At 73.5% G+C, this 15,141-nt stretch carries 15 protein-coding genes; 12 read left to right on the top strand and 3 right to left on the bottom strand.

Annotated features, from left to right (window positions below; all coding sequences use genetic code 11):
- Positions 1–68 precede the first annotated feature (68 nt).
- The 5 genes from rpsK to truA all read left to right on the top strand — a co-directional run bounded on the left by rpsK (position 69) and on the right by truA (position 3,847).
- Positions 69–473: a 30S ribosomal protein S11 gene (gene rpsK / locus K4G22_RS10770; protein WP_016473404.1), complete on the top strand. Its 405-nt coding sequence runs from the start codon at positions 69–71 to the stop codon at positions 471–473.
- 41 nt (positions 474–514) lie between these two features.
- On the top strand, positions 515–1,141 hold the full coding sequence (rpsD, locus tag K4G22_RS10765) for a 30S ribosomal protein S4 (protein WP_228079668.1): 627 nt from the start codon (positions 515–517) through the stop codon (positions 1,139–1,141).
- 130 nt (positions 1,142–1,271) lie between these two features.
- A complete protein-coding gene (locus K4G22_RS10760) occupies positions 1,272–2,294 on the top strand; it encodes a DNA-directed RNA polymerase subunit alpha (RefSeq protein WP_062207442.1) in 1,023 nt (340 codons plus the stop codon).
- A gap of 109 nt (positions 2,295–2,403) precedes the next feature.
- Positions 2,404–2,913, top strand: a complete 510-nt coding sequence (gene rplQ, locus K4G22_RS10755) for a 50S ribosomal protein L17 (RefSeq protein ID WP_228079667.1) — start codon at positions 2,404–2,406, stop codon at positions 2,911–2,913.
- Between the two features lie 88 nt (positions 2,914–3,001).
- Positions 3,002–3,847, top strand: a complete 846-nt coding sequence (truA, locus tag K4G22_RS10750) for a tRNA pseudouridine(38-40) synthase TruA (RefSeq protein ID WP_228079666.1) — start codon at positions 3,002–3,004, stop codon at positions 3,845–3,847.
- Between the two features lie 6 nt (positions 3,848–3,853).
- Here the strand turns inward: truA and K4G22_RS10745 are convergent, their stop codons facing one another.
- Positions 3,854–4,729: a hypothetical protein gene (locus tag K4G22_RS10745; RefSeq protein ID WP_228079665.1), complete on the bottom strand. Its 876-nt coding sequence runs from the start codon at positions 4,727–4,729 to the stop codon at positions 3,854–3,856.
- A gap of 124 nt (positions 4,730–4,853) precedes the next feature.
- On the opposite strand from K4G22_RS10745, the gene K4G22_RS10740 reads away from it, so the two are divergent.
- The 4 genes from K4G22_RS10740 to glmM all read left to right on the top strand — a co-directional run bounded on the left by K4G22_RS10740 (position 4,854) and on the right by glmM (position 9,189).
- Positions 4,854–6,473 carry an ABC-F family ATP-binding cassette domain-containing protein gene (locus K4G22_RS10740; protein ID WP_228079664.1) on the top strand — a complete coding sequence of 540 codons (1,620 nt, stop codon included), beginning with the start codon at positions 4,854–4,856 and terminating at the stop codon, positions 6,471–6,473.
- A 239-nt stretch (positions 6,474–6,712) separates the two neighbouring features.
- Positions 6,713–7,156: a 50S ribosomal protein L13 gene (rplM, locus tag K4G22_RS10735; protein ID WP_062207431.1), complete on the top strand. Its 444-nt coding sequence runs from the start codon at positions 6,713–6,715 to the stop codon at positions 7,154–7,156.
- A gap of 40 nt (positions 7,157–7,196) precedes the next feature.
- Positions 7,197–7,709: a 30S ribosomal protein S9 gene (gene rpsI, locus K4G22_RS10730; RefSeq protein ID WP_228079663.1), complete on the top strand. Its 513-nt coding sequence runs from the start codon at positions 7,197–7,199 to the stop codon at positions 7,707–7,709.
- A gap of 121 nt (positions 7,710–7,830) precedes the next feature.
- Positions 7,831–9,189, top strand: a complete 1,359-nt coding sequence (glmM, locus tag K4G22_RS10725) for a phosphoglucosamine mutase (protein ID WP_228079662.1) — start codon at positions 7,831–7,833, stop codon at positions 9,187–9,189.
- Positions 9,190–9,208: 19 nt separating this feature from the next.
- On the opposite strand, the gene coaA is transcribed toward glmM, so the two are convergent.
- Positions 9,209–10,219, bottom strand: coding sequence for a type I pantothenate kinase (gene coaA, locus K4G22_RS10720; protein WP_425336645.1), 1,011 nt, complete (start codon positions 10,217–10,219; stop codon positions 9,209–9,211).
- Here coaA and K4G22_RS10715 point away from each other — a divergent pair.
- Positions 10,218–10,922, top strand: a complete 705-nt coding sequence (locus K4G22_RS10715) for a glucosamine--fructose-6-phosphate aminotransferase (protein WP_228079660.1) — start codon at positions 10,218–10,220, stop codon at positions 10,920–10,922. The two genes, coaA and K4G22_RS10715, sit on opposite strands and share 2 nt — an antisense overlap.
- Positions 10,919–11,311, top strand: coding sequence for a holo-ACP synthase (locus K4G22_RS10710; protein WP_228079659.1), 393 nt, complete (start codon positions 10,919–10,921; stop codon positions 11,309–11,311). The genes K4G22_RS10715 and K4G22_RS10710 overlap by 4 nt, the downstream gene beginning before the upstream one ends.
- 1,048 nt (positions 11,312–12,359) lie before the next feature.
- On the opposite strand, the gene K4G22_RS10705 is transcribed toward K4G22_RS10710, so the two are convergent.
- Entirely contained in the window at positions 12,360–13,838 is a 1,479-nt protein-coding gene (locus tag K4G22_RS10705) for an NAD(P)H-hydrate dehydratase (protein WP_228079658.1), read from the bottom strand.
- A 96-nt stretch (positions 13,839–13,934) separates the two neighbouring features.
- On the opposite strand from K4G22_RS10705, the gene alr reads away from it, so the two are divergent.
- On the top strand, positions 13,935–15,140 hold the full coding sequence (alr, locus tag K4G22_RS10700; protein WP_228079657.1) for an alanine racemase: 1,206 nt from the start codon (positions 13,935–13,937) through the stop codon (positions 15,138–15,140).
- The last annotated feature ends 1 nt before the right edge of the window (position 15,141 follow it).

Below are 15,141 nucleotides of genomic sequence, written 5' to 3'. Positions count from 1 at the left end.
CCGCTAGGACGTCGACCACCGGTCCGTTCCAGCAGGACCGACCACCTCCATGGGAGTGAGAGAGCTACATGCCTCCAAAGGGCCGTACGGCCGGCGCCAAGAAGGTGCGCCGGAAGGAAAAGAAGAACGTCGCTCACGGGCACGCCCACATCAAGAGCACGTTCAACAACACCATCGTCTCGATCACCGACCCCACCGGCAACGTGATCTCCTGGGCCTCCGCCGGCCATGTCGGCTTCAAGGGCTCGCGTAAGTCCACTCCGTTCGCCGCCCAGATGGCCGCGGAGAACGCCGCTCGGCGCGCGCAGGAGCACGGCATGCGCAAGGTGGACGTCTTCGTGAAGGGCCCAGGCTCCGGCCGGGAGACCGCGATCCGTTCCCTCCAGGCCACCGGCCTTGAGGTCGGCTCGATCCAGGACGTCACCCCCACGCCGCACAACGGCTGCCGCCCGCCGAAGCGCCGTCGCGTCTGACCCAGCTGGATCTCCAGCCGAAGTAGGAGAACAAGAGAAAAATGGCGCGATACACCGGGGCCGACTGCAAGCGTTGCCGTCGGGAGAAGCAGAAGCTCTTCCTCAAGGGAGCTAAGTGCGAGAGCGCGAAGTGCCCGATCGAGATCCGTCCTTACCCCCCGGGTGAGCACGGACGCGGGCGCACCAAGGACAGCGAGTACCTCCTTCAGATGCGTGAGAAGCAGAAGTGCGCGCGCATCTACGGGATCCTGGAGAAGCAGTTCCGGGGCTACTACAGCGAGGCCAACCGGCAGTCGGGCAAGACGGGTGAGAACCTGCTCCGCATTCTGGAGTCCCGGCTCGACAACGTGGTGTACCGGGCTGGCTTCGCCAAGTCCCGTGACCACGCTCGTCAGTTGGTCCGGCACGGGCACATCCTGCTCAACGGCAGGAAGACCGACATCCCGTCCGCCAGGGTCGCGCCGTCCGACATCGTCGAGGTGCGGGAGTCGTCCCGTCCGCTGACGCCGTTCCAGGTGGCGCAGGCGGAGGCGGCCGATCGGACCGTGCCGGCGTGGCTGGAGACCGTGCCCTCCGGGCTGCGGATCCTGGTCCACGCGCTGCCCGAGCGCCAGGTGATCGACACCCAGGTGCAGGAGCAGTTGATCGTCGAGCTGTACTCGAAGTAGCGGTTCGGTTCGGAGCGCTCGCCGGGTGACCCGTGTCACCCGGCGGCGCCCGTACCCTTAAGACACCGCACAGCACATATCCATCTGGTTCGGCATCAAATAGCGGGTGCCGAGGACTGGAGTTCATCTCATGCTGATCGCTCAGCGTCCTTCCCTGACCGAAGAGGTCGTGGACGAGTTCCGTTCCCGGTTCGTCATCGAGCCGCTGGAGCCGGGCTTCGGCTACACCCTCGGCAACTCCCTGCGGCGCACGCTGCTCTCCTCGATCCCCGGTGCGGCGGTCACCAGCATCAGGATCGACGGGGTGCTGCACGAGTTCACGACCGTGCCGGGCGTCAAGGAAGACGTCACCGACATGATCCTCAACATCAAGCAGCTGGTCGTCTCCTCGGAGCACGACGAGCCCGTGGTGATGTACCTGCGCAAGCAGGGCCCGGGGCTGGTGACCGCGGCGGACATCGCGCCGCCCGCCGGCGTCGAGGTGCACAACCCGGACCTGGTGCTGGCCACCCTGAACAACAAGGGCAAGCTGGAGATGGAGCTGACCGTCGAGCGCGGTCGCGGCTATGTCTCCGCGGTGCAGAACAAGGCCGCCGGCCAGGAGATCGGCCGGGTTCCGGTGGACTCCATCTACAGCCCGGTGCTGAAGGTCACGTACAAGGTCGAGGCGACCCGTGTCGAGCAGCGCACCGACTTCGACAAGCTGATCGTCGACGTCGAGACCAAGGAGGCCATGCGGCCCAGGGACGCCATGGCCTCGGCCGGCAAGACCCTGGTCGAGCTGTTCGGCCTGGCCCGTGAGCTGAACGTCGACGCCGAGGGCATCGACATGGGCCCGTCCCCGACGGACGCCGCGCTGGCCGCCGATCTGGCGCTGCCGATCGAGGAGCTGGAGCTGACCGTCCGGTCCTACAACTGCCTCAAGCGCGAGGGCATCCACTCGGTGGGCGAGCTGGTGGCCCGCTCCGAGGCGGATCTGCTGGACATCAGGAACTTCGGCGCCAAGTCGATCGACGAGGTCAAGGCCAAGCTGGCCGGGATGGGTCTGGCCCTCAAGGACAGCCCGCCCGGATTCGACCCGACCACCGCCGCCGACGCGTTCGGCGCGGAGGACGAGGGCGACACCGGCTTCGCGGAGACCGAGCAGTACTGAGCGAGCGGTACCGGACCTCGTTCGGTACCGCCCACACTTCCGGGACGCCCGTCCCGGACGGCTGACACCGGTACCTGACACGGCCGGTGCAGAATGACAGGAGAGAGACATGCCGACGCCCACGAAGGGCCGCAGGCTCGGCGGCAGCCCCGCCCACGAGCGCCTGATGGTCGCGAACCTCGCCACCGCGCTGTTCGAGCACGGCCGGATCACCACCACGGTGGCCAAGGCCCGCCGGCTGCGTCCGGTCGCCGAGCGGCTGATCACCAAGGCGAAGAAGGGCGATCTGCACAACCGCCGCCAGGTGATGCAGACGATCAGGGACAAGAGCGTGGTGCACACCCTCTTCACCGAGATCGGCCCGCGGTACGAGAACCGCCCCGGCGGTTACACCCGGATCACCAAGATCGGTCCCCGTCGTGGCGACAACGCCCCGATGGCCGTGATCGAGCTGGTCGAGGCGCTCACCGTGCAGCAGACCGCGGTGAACGAGGCCGAGGGCGCCACCAAGCGCGCCGTCAAGGAGCAGCAGGCCGCCGAGACGCCGGCCGAGAGCACCGAGGCCACCGAGGCCACCGAGGCCAAGGACGAGCAGGCCGAGGAGAAGAAGGAGGACTGAGGTCCCCCCTTCTCCCGAGGTCTGACGGGCCCGCCCCCGCGAAGGGGGCGGGCCCTTGTCCGTGGGTGCGACGCGCGAGAGGAACGGTGTGGACGAGGAAGCGCGGCCCGAGTCGGTGCGGGTGCGGCTCGATCTGGCGTATGACGGGCGGGAGTTCTCCGGCTGGGCGCGGCAACGGGGCCGGCGCACCGTGCAGGAGGAGCTGGAGGACGCGCTGCGGGTGGTCACCCGGGCGGAGCGGGCGCCCGAGTTGACGGTGGCCGGGCGCACCGACGCGGGGGTGCACGCCAGGGGGCAGGTGGCGCATGTGGACCTGCCGGTCGAGGTGTGGGCCGAGCAGCGGGAGCGGCTGCTGCGCCGGCTGGCCGGCCGGCTGCCGCACGATGTGCGGGTGTGGCGGGTGACGGCGGCGCCGCCGCACTTCGACGCGCGGTTCTCCGCGCTGTGGCGTCGCTACGCCTACCGGGTGAGCGACCATCCGGGCGGCGTCGACCCGCTGCGGCGCGGCCATGTGCTCTGGCACAACTGGCCGTTGGACGTCGCGGCGATGAACGAGGCGTCCCGGCTGCTGTTGGGCGAGCACGACTTCGCCGCCTACTGCAAGCGCAGGGAGGGCGCCACCACCATCCGCCGGCTGCTGACGCTGGAGTGGCGGCGGGACGCGGACGGCGTGATCGAGGGCACCGTGCGGGCCGACGCGTTCTGCCACAACATGGTGCGGGCGCTGGTGGGCGCGCTGCTCTTCGTCGGCGACGGGCATCGGGCGCCCGACTGGCCGGCGCGCGTGCTCTCCGGCGGGGTGCGGGACTCGGCGGTGCATGTGGTGCGCCCGCACGGGCTGACGCTTGAGGAGGTGGCCTATCCGGCGGACGACCGGCTGGCCGACCGCAACCGGGAGGCCCGCACCCTGCGCACCCTGGGGGAGCGGGCCTGACGGCGGCTACTCGTCGGCGTTCTCCTCCTGGCCGCGCTGCCGCTCCTCGACCAGGGCGCTGGCCGAGGCGGACGCCTGGACCTCGCCGCGCCTGATGATCTGTGCGAAGGCGTGGTCGTTGCCGTCCCGCGCGGCCTGCTGGGCCGGGGTGCCGTCGCCGCTGTCGGGGCTGCCGTCGGCGTTGCCCGCGATGGCGAAGTAGACGTAGCGGCCCACCTGGTTGCGGGTGGTGCGGCAGCCGCCGCGGTCGCAGAGGGCGCCGGCGTCGCCGCCGGGCAGCACCTGGACGGAGCCCGGGACATCGGCGCCGTGCACCGCCAACGCGGCCTCCTCGGACGGCAGTTGCGCCACTCCGACGGTGACGCCCACGCCGCCGCCGACAAAGGTGGCGCGCAGCAGGGCGACGCAGCCCTGCTCGGTGAGCTGGGCGGCCAGATCGCCGGAGACGAAGGCGGCGCAGTCCTCGCCCGCGTCGCTGGCGACCAGGGCGTAGGAGCGGTCGCCGGCCTCCAGCGGCTCCTCGCCGTAGAAGCCGCTCACGTCGAAGGGCGCGGTGTCCTTGTCGGCGTCGCTGATGAACTCCCTGGCCGAGGGGATGGGCGGCAGGGTGGTCTCGCCGAAGGTGGGCTCGGCGTCGTCGGAGCCGGTGGCCTCGGGCAGGGTGGCGCTTGGCCCCGCGGTGTCACCGCCCTTGTCGTCGCCCTGGTTGACGATGGCGAGGGCCACCACGATGCCGATCACCGCGGCGGCGCCCACACAGGTGCCGATGATGGTCCAGCGCTTGCGGGACTTCTTGCGGTCCGCGTCGGCGGCCAGCGCGTTCCAGTCCGGCCGCGCGTCTCCCCCGGGGACCCACTGGGGTCCCCCCTGCCCTTGGCTCATGGGCGGCAGTTTAATGCGGTCGCGGCGGTGTGCACCGCCCGGTCCCGGCGGAACCGGCCGGGCCGGGAGAAGCCGTGCCAAATCCGGTTGGCGCCCGTCGGCCGTCCCCGGCAGACTTCGCCGGATGGGACATATCGAGGCGGCGCACGTCGAGTACCACCTGCCGGACGGCAGGACGCTGCTGGCGGACGTGTCGTTCCGCGTCGGCGACGGCGAGATCGCCGCGCTGGTCGGGGCCAACGGCGCTGGCAAGACGACGCTGCTGCGGCTGGCCGCCGGCGAGTTGACGCCGCACGGCGGCACGGTGACGGTCAGCGGCGGTCTCGGCGTGATGCCGCAGTTCGTGGGCAGCGTTCGGGACGAGCGCACCGTGCGGGACCTGCTGGTCTCGGTGGCCGAGCGCCGGCTGCGGGAGGCGGCCCTGGCGCTGGACGCGGCCGAGCTGACGATGATGGAGAACGACGACGAGCCGGCCCAGCTCGCCTACGCCCAGGCGCTCTCCGACTGGGGCGAGGCGCGCGGCTACGAGGCGGAGACCCTCTGGGACATCTGCACCGTGGCGGCGCTCGGCGTCCCGTTCGAGCAGGCCAGGTGGCGCGAGGTGCGCACGCTCTCCGGCGGCGAGCAGAAACGGCTGGTGCTTGAGGCGCTGCTGCGCGGCCCCGACCAGGTGCTGCTCCTCGACGAGCCGGACAACTACCTGGATGTGCCGGGCAAGCGCTGGCTGGAGGAGCGGCTGGCCGAGACGGCGAAGACGGTGCTCTTCGTCAGCCACGACCGGGAGTTGCTGGCCCGCGCCGCCAACCGGGTCGTCAGCGTGGAGCCGAGCCCGGCCGGCTCGGACGTGTGGGTGCACGGCGGCGGGTTCGGCACGTATCCCGAGGCGCGGGAGCGGCGCTTCGAGCGGTTCGAGGAGCTGCGGCGGCGCTGGGACGAGCAGCACGCGCGGCTGAAGAAGCTGGTCGTCGACATGCGGCAGTACGCCTCGCGCAGCGACGACATGGCCTCCCGCTACAAGGCGGCGCAGACCAGGCTGCGGAAGTTCGAGGAGGCCGGGCCGCCGCAGGAGCCGCCGCGCAAGCAGGAGATCAGGATGCGGCTGCGCGGCGGGCGCACCGGGGTGCGCGCCGTCACCTGCGAGGGCCTGGCGCTGACCGGCCTGATGAAGCCGTTCGACCTGGAGGTCTTCTACGGCGAGCGGGTCGCGGTGCTCGGGTCCAACGGCTCGGGGAAGTCGCACTTCCTGCGGCTGCTCGCGGGCGAGGAGGTGGCGCACACCGGCGCCTGGAAGCTGGGCGCCCGGGTGGTGCCGGGACACTTCGCGCAGACCCACGCCCATCCGGAGCTGATGGGGCGGACGCTGCTCGACATCCTCTGGAAGGAGCACGCCAGGGACCGGGGCCCGGCCACCTCGGCGCTGCGCCGCTACGAGCTGGACCGGCAGGCCGAGCAGCGCTTCGACCGGCTCTCCGGCGGGCAGCAGGCGCGGTTCCAGATCCTGTTGCTGGAGCTGTGCGGGGTCACCGCGCTGCTGTTGGACGAGCCAACGGACAACCTGGACCTGGAGAGCGCGCAGGCCCTCCAGGACGGCCTTGAGGCGTTCGAGGGGACGGTCCTCGCGGTGACCCACGACCGCTGGTTCGCCCGTTCCTTCGACCGGTACCTGGTCTTCGGCGAGGACGGCCGGGTGCGGGAGACGGCCGAGCCGGTCTGGGACGAACGGCGGGTCCGGCGGGCGCGCTGAGCCCAGGCCCCGTGGGGCCCCCGGGGCTCGTTTTGACCCGTCCGGCGGGAGCGCGGTATTCTGCCTGGTCGATAATGCGTTTGGCTTGCTCTATCTCACGTGAGGGGCCCAGCGCCGGTCCACCAGGATGGTTGCCAGGGGTCAAGTACCCGGTTGCGTCACCGGAGAACGACCAATCCTGTCCGCTCGCCAGGTGGCCTTGTCAGGAACCACTCACTGAAAAGCGAAGGCTACGACCCGTGCGTACGTACAGCCCCAAGCCAGGCGACGTCCAACGTCAGTGGCACGTCATTGACGCTGCCGATGTCGTCCTGGGCCGACTGGCCTCCCAGGCCGCCACCCTTCTGCGGGGCAAGCACAAGCCGGTGTACGCGCCGCACGTTGACACCGGTGACTTCGTCATCATCGTCAACGCCGACAAGGTGCACCTGTCCGGCAACAAGCGGACCCAGAAGCTCGCCTACCGCCACTCCGGCTACCCGGGCGGTCTCCGCTCGGTGCGCTACGGGGACCTGCTGGAGCAGAACCCGGAGCGCGCGGTGGAGAAGGCCGTCAAGGGGATGCTCCCCAAGAACACCCTGGGCCGTCAGATGCTCTCGAAGCTGAAGGTCTACGCAGGCCCCGACCACCCGCACGCGGCTCAGCGCCCTGTGCCGTTCGAGATCACCCAGGTCGCGCAGTAGTCCGGCCACAGCCCCAAGCGAAGAGAATCTGAGGAGAATCGTGGCCGAGACCACCCCCGAGAACCTGGACGCCGAGGTCCCCGAGGTTCAGGAGTACACCACCGAGAGCACGGGCGAGGAGTTCGCCGCCTCCGGTGAGGAGCTGAACGCCCGCTTCGGTGACCCGCTCCCCGGCGCCGGCACCGGCCGCCGCAAGAACGCCATCGCCCGGGTCCGGATCGTCCCCGGCTCCGGCAAGTGGCGCATCAACGGCCGCACGCTGGAGGGGTACTTCCCCAACAAGGTGCACCAGCAGTCCGTGAACGAGCCGTTCAAGGTGCTGGAGCTCGACGAGCGCTACGACGTGGTCGCCCGGATCGCGGGCGGCGGCATCTCGGGCCAGGCCGGCGCGCTGCGCCTCGGCGTGTCCCGCGCGCTCAACGAGGCGGACGTGGAGAACAACCGCGGTGCGCTGAAGAAGGCCGGCTTCCTGACCCGTGACGCCCGTGCGGTGGAGCGGAAGAAGGCCGGTCTGAAGAAGGCCCGTAAGGGGACGCAGTACAGCAAGCGGTAATCGCTGGCAGGATTTTGCAAACGCCCCGGCAGCACTTCCGTGCTGCCGGGGCGCCCCCTTTTATAGGGTCGACAGGGCATTAAGGTCACGGGCCGCGCGGGTGAACTCGGAGGAAAGAACAGTGGGACGACTCTTCGGTACGGACGGTGTACGCGGTGTCGCCAACGAGGATCTGACGGCCGAGCTGGCGCTCGGCCTGTCGGTCGCCGCGGCGCAGGTGCTGACCGGCTCGAAGAGTCCCGACGGCCGCCGACCGACCGCGGTGGTGGGCCGCGACCCCCGCGCCTCGGGCGAGTTCCTCGAAGCGGCCGTGGTCGCCGGTCTCGCCTCCGCCGGCGTCGACGTGCTGCGGGTCGGCGTGCTGCCGACGCCCGCTGTGGCGTATCTGACGGGTGCGCTGGGCGCCAACTTCGGCGTGATGCTCTCCGCGAGCCACAACCCGATGCCGGACAACGGGATCAAGTTCTTCGCCAGGGGCGGCCACAAGCTGGCCGACGATCTGGAGGACCGGATCGAGACCTGCTACCGGGACCACGCGGCCGGCCAGTCCTGGGACCGCCCGGTGGGCGCGGGCGTGGGCCGGGTCACCGAGTACACCGAGGGCTTCGACGGCTATGTGTCGCACCTGGTGGGCGTGCTGCCCAACCGGATCGACGGCCTCAAGGTCGTCATCGACACCGCCCACGGCGCCGCCTCCAGGGTCGCGCCCGAGGCGTTCGCCCGCGCCGGCGCCGACGTGATCAGCATCGGCGCCAAGCCCGACGGGCTCAACATCAACGACGGCTGCGGCTCCACCCACCTCGACCATCTGCGGGACGCGGTGCTCAGCCACAGCGCCGACCTCGGCATCGCGGTCGACGGCGACGCGGACCGCTGCCTGGCCGTCGACGGCGACGGCGCCGAGGTCGACGGGGACCAGATCCTCGCCGTGCTGGGCCTGGCGATGCGGGAGGCCGGCACGCTGCGGCACAACACCGTGGTCGCCACCGTGATGTCCAACCTGGGCTTCACCCTGGCCATGGAGCGCGAGGGGCTGCTGCTCAAGCAGACCGCGGTGGGCGACCGCTATGTGCTGGAGGAGATGAAGCGCGGCGGCTACTCGCTCGGCGGCGAGCAGTCCGGCCATGTGATCGTGCTGGACCACGCGACCACGGGCGACGGCTCCCTCACCGGGCTGCTGCTGGCCGCCAGGGTCGCCGCCACCCGCCGCCCGCTGGCGGAGCTGGCCGGCGTGATGGAGCGGCTGCCGCAGGTGCTGATCAACGTGCGGGACGTCGACAGGGGCCGGGTCGCCGAGAGCCGCGAGCTGGCCGAGGCGGTGGCCGAGGCCGAGCGGCAGCTCGGCGAGACGGGCCGGGTGCTGCTGCGGCCCTCGGGCACCGAGCCGCTGGTGCGGGTCATGGTGGAGGCGGCGGACGCCGCGCAGGCGCGGGCGGTCGCGGCCGGCCTCGCCGATGTGGTCAAGTCGGCGCTGGGCTGAGCTTTCACGTGGTGTTCGTTCACAGCTTCCGCAGCCGCAGCCCGTGCACCGCGTGGTCCGGCCCCTTGCGCAGCACCAGCGAGGCGCGGCCCCTGGTCGGCGCGATATTGTCCACCAGATTGGGCTCGTTGACCTCCCGCCAGGTGTCCGTCGCGAAGTTCAACGCCTTTTCCTCGGAGAGTTCCGCGTACTTTCGGAAATAGGAACGCGGATCGCGGAACGCGGTGGCCCGAAGCGCGAGGAAACGCTGGAGATACCAGCTCTCGATGTCCGCCGTGCTGGCGTCCACATACACCGAGAAATCGAAGTAGTCGGCGACCCCGAGCCGTCCTGGCGGCGCCGGCTGGAGCACGTTGAGCCCTTCGAGGATCAGGATGTCGGGCGCCCGGACGGCCTCCCGTTCACCCGGCACGATGTCGTACACCAGATGCGAGTACACCGGGGCGCGCACCTCGGCGCGGCCCGATTTGACCTCCGCCACGAACCGGGTCAGCGCGCGCCGGTCGTAGGACTCGGGGAAGCCCTTGCGGCGCAGCAGCCCGCGCCGTTCCAACTCGGCGTTGGGCAGCAGGAACCCGTCGGTCGGCACCAGCGCGACCCGGTACCCCTCCGGGCCCTGCGCCAGCAGCGCGCGCAGCAGCCTGGCCACCGTGGACTTGCCGACCGCCACGCTGCCGGCGATCCCCACCACGAACGGGGTCGCCGGCTGCGGGCCGCCCAGGAAGGCGCCGACCCGGCCGCGCAGCTGGCGCGCGGCGTCGATGTGCAGCCGCAGCAGATCGGCCAGCGGCAGGTAGACCTCCCTGACCTCCTCCAGGCCGATCACGTCCCCGAGGCCGCGCAGCCTTTCCACGTGTTCGGCGCTGAGCGGCGGGGTCCCGCCGTCCGGTGGACGGCTCCAGGCGGCGCGGGACAGGTCGACGTAGGGGGTCGGGCGTGCGGGGCGCCGGGACGACGGTGAGGTGGCCACCCGCCCATTGTTCCGTCCGGCTCCACGCGCCGTGCGGCGCCCCCGATACGCTGCCGACATGTGCGGGATCGTCGGATACACGGGTGTGCGGTCGGCCCTCGATGTGGTGCTCGCCCAGCTGGCCGGTCTCGGCCCGCCGGGCGAGCCGGCGGCGGGCGGCTGGGGCGTCGCGGTGCTGGCCGACGGCGGTGGCCTCGGGACCTGCGTCGCCGACGGGCCCCTGGCCGCCCTGGACGAGGCGCTGCGGCTGCGCCCGCTGCCCAGCGGCGGCTGCGGCCTCGGCCTGGCCGGCAGGCCCCAGCTGGACGAGGCGGGGCGGGTCGCCGTCGCGCTGGCCGGCGAGGTGGTCAACCTCCCCGCTCTGACCGCCGAGTTGACGGCCAGGGGCCACGCCATGCGCGGGGGCGACCCCGGCGAGGCGGGGGCGCACCTCTTCGCCGAGGCGTTCTCGTCCGCCGCCGATCCCGCCGAGGCGATGCGCCAGGTCTGCCGCGCGCTGCGCGGCGACTTCGCGCTGCTGGCCCTGCACGCGGACGCCCCCGACACGCTGGTCGCGGCCCGACGCGGGCTGCCGCTGACGGTCGGCCTCGGCGTGGGCGAGGCGCTGGTCGCCTCGGACGAGGCGGCGTTCGCCGCCCAGCCCACCGGGGAGGTGCTCCGCCTCGACGGCACCCCCGGCGAGCAGGTCGTGCTGCTGCGCCGGGAGTGGGACGAGGTCGGGTGCGAGATCACCGACGCGGAGGGGGGCGTGCTGCGCGCATGATCGTGGGCGTGGGCATCGACGTGGCCGAGATCGAACGCTTCGGCCGATCCCTTGACCGGACACCGGGGTTGGCACGCCGGCTCTTCGTCGAGGCGGAGCTGTGGCTGCCCGGCGGTGAACGGCGCGGCGTCGCCTCGCTGGCCGCCAGGTTCGCCGCGAAGGAGGCCCTGGCCAAGGCGCTGGGCGCGCCCGGCGGGCTGCGCTGGACGGACGCCGAGGTGATCCAGACCGACTCGGGCCGCCCGCGCCTTGAGGTGCGCGGCACGGTCGCGGCCCGCGCCGAGGCGCTGGGCGTCACCGGCTGGCACATCTCGCTCAGCCACGACGCGGGGATCGCCTCGGCCGTGGTGATCGCCGAGGGCGAAACCGGTCGGCCCGCGGCCGGCTAGGCCACCCACCCGCCGCCGCGCGGGCGGTGGCGTCGGGCCGGTTCGGGCGGGCGGCGCCTCGCTTGCCCGCGTGGGCAGCGCTTCGCTCGGCGGGCGGGCCGGGTGTCCGTCGTGCGGGGCGGTTGGGTTGGGCCGCTTCGGCGGCCGGTTCAGGTAGTCGGCCGCCCGCCCCGCGCGGGCGGCGCTTCGCCCGGCCGGCAGGGCACGCGGCGTGGTGACCGCTCCTGCGCGGGCCTGCGGCCTTGGTGTCGTTGGCTCCGGGGGCGGCTACTTGCTGTTGTCCGGCCGGTGTGGCGCGCGCTGTCGGGTCTGTGCGCTCGATGGTTGACGGCTCATGCGTCAAGCGCGCCGCCGGCCACCTGCCGTTGCCGGCCCCGCACGGGTGGCGGGGTTGGACCGCTTCAGATGGTCGGCCGTCCGCCCCGCGCCTCGCTTGCCCGCGTGGGCAGCGCTTCGCTCGGCGGGCGGGCCGGGTGTCCGTCGTGCGGGGCGGTTGGGTTGGGCCGCTTCGGCGGCCGGTTCAGGTAGTCGGCCGCCCGCCCCGCGCGGGCGGCGCTTCGCTCGGCCGGCAGGGCACGCGGCGTGGTGACCGCTCCTGCGTGGGCCGTGCGCCGGTGTTGTCGGGCCTGCTCGCCCTTGCTGCCGCTGGCTCCGCCGCTCAGCCCGCGCGGCAAGCGCACCGTGTGGCGAGCGCACGGCTGCCGAGCCGGTCCTCGTCCCGTGGCCACCTGCCGCCGCTCAGCCCGCGTGGCGAGCGCATCGCGTGGCGAGCGCACGGCTGCCGAGCCGGTCCTCGTCCCGTGGCCACCTGCCGCCGCCAAGCCCGCGCGGCAAGCGCATCGCGTGGCGAGCGCACCGCCGGCTCCGCCGCCAAGCCCGCGTGGCAAGCGCATCGCGTGGCGAGCGCACTGCTGGCCTCGCTGCCAAGCCCGCGCGGCGAGCGCACTGCGTGGCGAGCGCACCGTTGCCGAGCCGGTCCTCGTCCCGTGGCCACCTGCCGCCGCCAAGCCCGCGTGGCAAGCGCATCGCGCGGCAAGCGCACCGCGGCTCAACCGTCTCGGCGGTCGTCCAGCAGCTCGCGCCAGACCGTGGGGAGGCTCTCCGTGAGGGTGGAGGCCGTCGGGGGGAGGGGGGCCCGGCGGCCGGCGCGGCCGTGGAGGTGGGCGGCCACCGCCGCCGCCTCCCTGGCCGGGAGGCCGGCGGCCAACAGCCCGCCGGCCAGGCCCGAGAGGACGTCCCCGCTGCCGGCGGTCGCCAGCCAGGGGGTGCCGGTGTCGTTGACCAGCACCGGGCCGCCGGCGGGGCCGGCGATCACCGTGGTGGAGCCCTTCAGCAGCGCGGTAGCCCCGAAGCGCTCCGCCAACTCCCGGACGGAGGCCAATCGTTGGCTCTCCACCCGGGCTCGGTCGCGGCCGAGCAGCGCCGCCGCCTCGCCCGCGTGCGGGGTGAGCAGGGTCGGCGCCGAGCGGGCGCGGACCCTGGCCTCGTCCAGGCCGTGCAGCGCGTCGGCGTCCAGCAACAGCGGCACATCGGCGGCCAGCGCCTCGTCCAGCACCCGCGCCGCGTCAGGGCGGTCGCCGAGCCCGGGGCCCACCGCCCACGCCTGCACCCGGCCCGCCTCGGCCGGCGTGCCCGAGGTGACCAGCGCCTCCGGGTAGCGGGCGATCACCGCGTCGCAGGCGGGCCCCGCGTACCGGACGGCGCCGACGCCGCCGTGCAGCGCGCCGCCGACGGTGAGCACCGCGGCGCCCGGGTAGCGGGCCGAGCCGGCGGCGACGCCGAGCACGCCGCGCCGGTACTTGTCGCTCTCCCCCGTGGGGCGGGGCAGCAGCGCGGCGACCTCCGCCGCGGTCAGCGCCGCCACCTCGGGCTCGGCCGGCAGCAGCGGCCCGAGGCCGATGTCCACCAGCAGCACCTCGCCGGCGTGGTCGCGCGCCGGGTCGATCAGCAGCCCCGGCTTGTGGGTGCCGAAGGTGACCGTCGTGGTGGCGCGCACGGCGGGGCCCGTCACCTCGCCCGTGTCGGCGTTCACCCCGCTGGGCAGGTCCACGGCGACCACCGGCGCCCCGCTCCCGGCCACCAGCCGCGCCAACTCGGCGGCGGCCGGCCGCAGTCCGCCCCTGCCGCCGATGCCGACGATCCCGTCCACCACCAGCGAGGCCCGCCCCAGCAGCGCGGTCAGCTCCGCGTCGGCCGCGTCCGCGACCTCAAGGCTCCGCCCGCCGGCGGCGCGCAGCGCGGCAAGACCGCCCCGATGCGCCCGGTCGGGGGTCAGCAGCAGCGCCGTCACGCCGACGCCGCGCCGGGTCAGCCGGGCGCCGGCATAGAGCGCGTCGCCCCCGTTGTCGCCGCTGCCGACCAGCAGCACCACCCGGTGGGCGGCGCGCCGCCCACCGGCCCTGAGCAGCCCGGCGCAGACGGCGGCGAGACCGGCGGCGGCCCGGTCCATCAACGTGCCTTCGGGGAGCCGCGCCAGCAGGGCGTGTTCGGCGTCGCGCACGGTCTCGGCTCGGTAAGCAGTCCTCATGGGACCCAGTCTGGCCCCCGCGCACCGCGCCGGCACGGCCCCGCACCAGCGGGAGGGGTCCCCGCGCGCGGCGGGCTCCTGCGACACTGGTGGGCGATGAACGACGACGCACCCACCGCGCCCGCGGGGCCCGCAGCGCCGGCTCGGAGTGCCGCGCTCCGCGCGGACATCGACCTGGCCGCCCTGCGTTCCAACGTGCGCGCGCTGCGCGGCCGGCTGACCGGCGGCGCCGAACTGATGGCCGTGGTCAAGGCCGACGGCTATGGCCACGGCATGGTGCCGTGCGCCCGCGCCGCCCGCGCCGCCGGCGCCGGTTGGCTGGGCACGGCGACGCCGGCGGAGGCGCTCGCGCTGCGCGCGGCCGGCGACCGGGGCCGGGTGCTGTGCTGGCTGTGGACGCCCGAAGGGCCCTGGCGGCAGGCGGTCGAGGCCGATATCGACGTCTCCGTCAGCGGCCTCTGGGCGCTGGAAGCCGCCGTCGAGGCCGCCCGCGCGGCCGGCCGGCCGGCCAGGGTGCAGCTCAAGGCGGACACCGGTCTCGGCCGCAACGGCGCCCCGCCGGCCGACTGGCCGGCGCTGGTCGCCGCTGCGCGCGCCGCCGAGGCGTCGGGCGAGGTCAGCGTCACCGGGCTCTGGTCGCACCTGGCCTGCGCCGACGAGCCGGGGCATCCGTCGATCAAAGCCCAACAGACCGTGTTCGCCGAGGCGTTGGCCACCGCCGAGCGGGCCGGGCTCCGCCCCGAGGTGCGCCATCTGGCGAACTCGCCCGGCACGTTGACCCTGCCGGACGCGCACTACGACCTGGTGCGGACCGGCGTCTCGATCTACGGCCTCTCGCCGTCCGCCGAGGTCGGCACCCCCGAGGACTTCGGCCTGCGCCCGGTGATGACGCTGCGCGCCGCGCTGGCCGCCGTCAAGCGGGTGCCGGGCGGGCACGGCGTCAGCTACGGCCACCACTACACCACCCCTGGCCCGACCACCCTGGCGCTGGTGCCGGCCGGCTACGCGGACGGCGTCCCCCGGCACGCGTCGGGCAGCGGCCCCGTGCTGGTCGCCGGGAAGTGGCGCACGGTGGCGGGGCGGGTCGCGATGGACCAGTTCGTGGTGGACCTCGGCGGGGACACCGCGCGGGTCGGCGACGAGGCGCTGCTCTTCGGCCCGGGCGACCGGGGCGAGCCGACGGCGGAGGACTGGGCGCGCGCCGTGGGCACCATCGGCTACGAGATCGTCACCCGGATCGGGCCGCGCGTCCCCCGCGTCTACCACGGGGTCGAGCCGGCGCCGGGGGAGCCGGCGGGGTGAG

The organism is Streptomyces profundus (genome assembly GCF_020740535.1).
GTDB lineage: Bacteria > Actinomycetota > Actinomycetes > Streptomycetales > Streptomycetaceae > Streptomyces > Streptomyces profundus.
The sequence above is the reverse complement of the archived record's forward strand: the minus strand, read 5'-3'. Positions and strand labels throughout refer to the sequence as shown.

Bases quoted from the DNA above. Each gene is read 5' to 3' on its own strand.
- rpsK (WP_016473404.1), top strand. From the start codon at position 69: ATGCCTCCAAAGGGCCGTACGGCCGGCGCCAAGAAGGTGCGCCGGAAG.
- rpsD (WP_228079668.1), top strand. From the start codon at position 515: ATGGCGCGATACACCGGGGCCGACTGCAAGCGTTGCCGTCGGGAGAAG.
- K4G22_RS10760 (WP_062207442.1), top strand. From the start codon at position 1,272: ATGCTGATCGCTCAGCGTCCTTCCCTGACCGAAGAGGTCGTGGACGAG.
- rplQ (WP_228079667.1), top strand. From the start codon at position 2,404: ATGCCGACGCCCACGAAGGGCCGCAGGCTCGGCGGCAGCCCCGCCCAC.
- K4G22_RS10745 (WP_228079665.1), bottom strand. From the start codon at position 4,729: ATGAGCCAAGGGCAGGGGGGACCCCAGTGGGTCCCCGGGGGAGACGCG.
- K4G22_RS10740 (WP_228079664.1), top strand. From the start codon at position 4,854: ATGGGACATATCGAGGCGGCGCACGTCGAGTACCACCTGCCGGACGGC.
- K4G22_RS10715 (WP_228079660.1), top strand. From the start codon at position 10,218: ATGTGCGGGATCGTCGGATACACGGGTGTGCGGTCGGCCCTCGATGTG.
- coaA (WP_425336645.1), bottom strand. From the start codon at position 10,219: ATGTCGGCAGCGTATCGGGGGCGCCGCACGGCGCGTGGAGCCGGACGG.
- K4G22_RS10710 (WP_228079659.1), top strand. From the start codon at position 10,919: ATGATCGTGGGCGTGGGCATCGACGTGGCCGAGATCGAACGCTTCGGC.
- K4G22_RS10705 (WP_228079658.1), bottom strand. From the start codon at position 13,838: ATGAGGACTGCTTACCGAGCCGAGACCGTGCGCGACGCCGAACACGCC.
- alr (WP_228079657.1), top strand. From the start codon at position 13,935: ATGAACGACGACGCACCCACCGCGCCCGCGGGGCCCGCAGCGCCGGCT.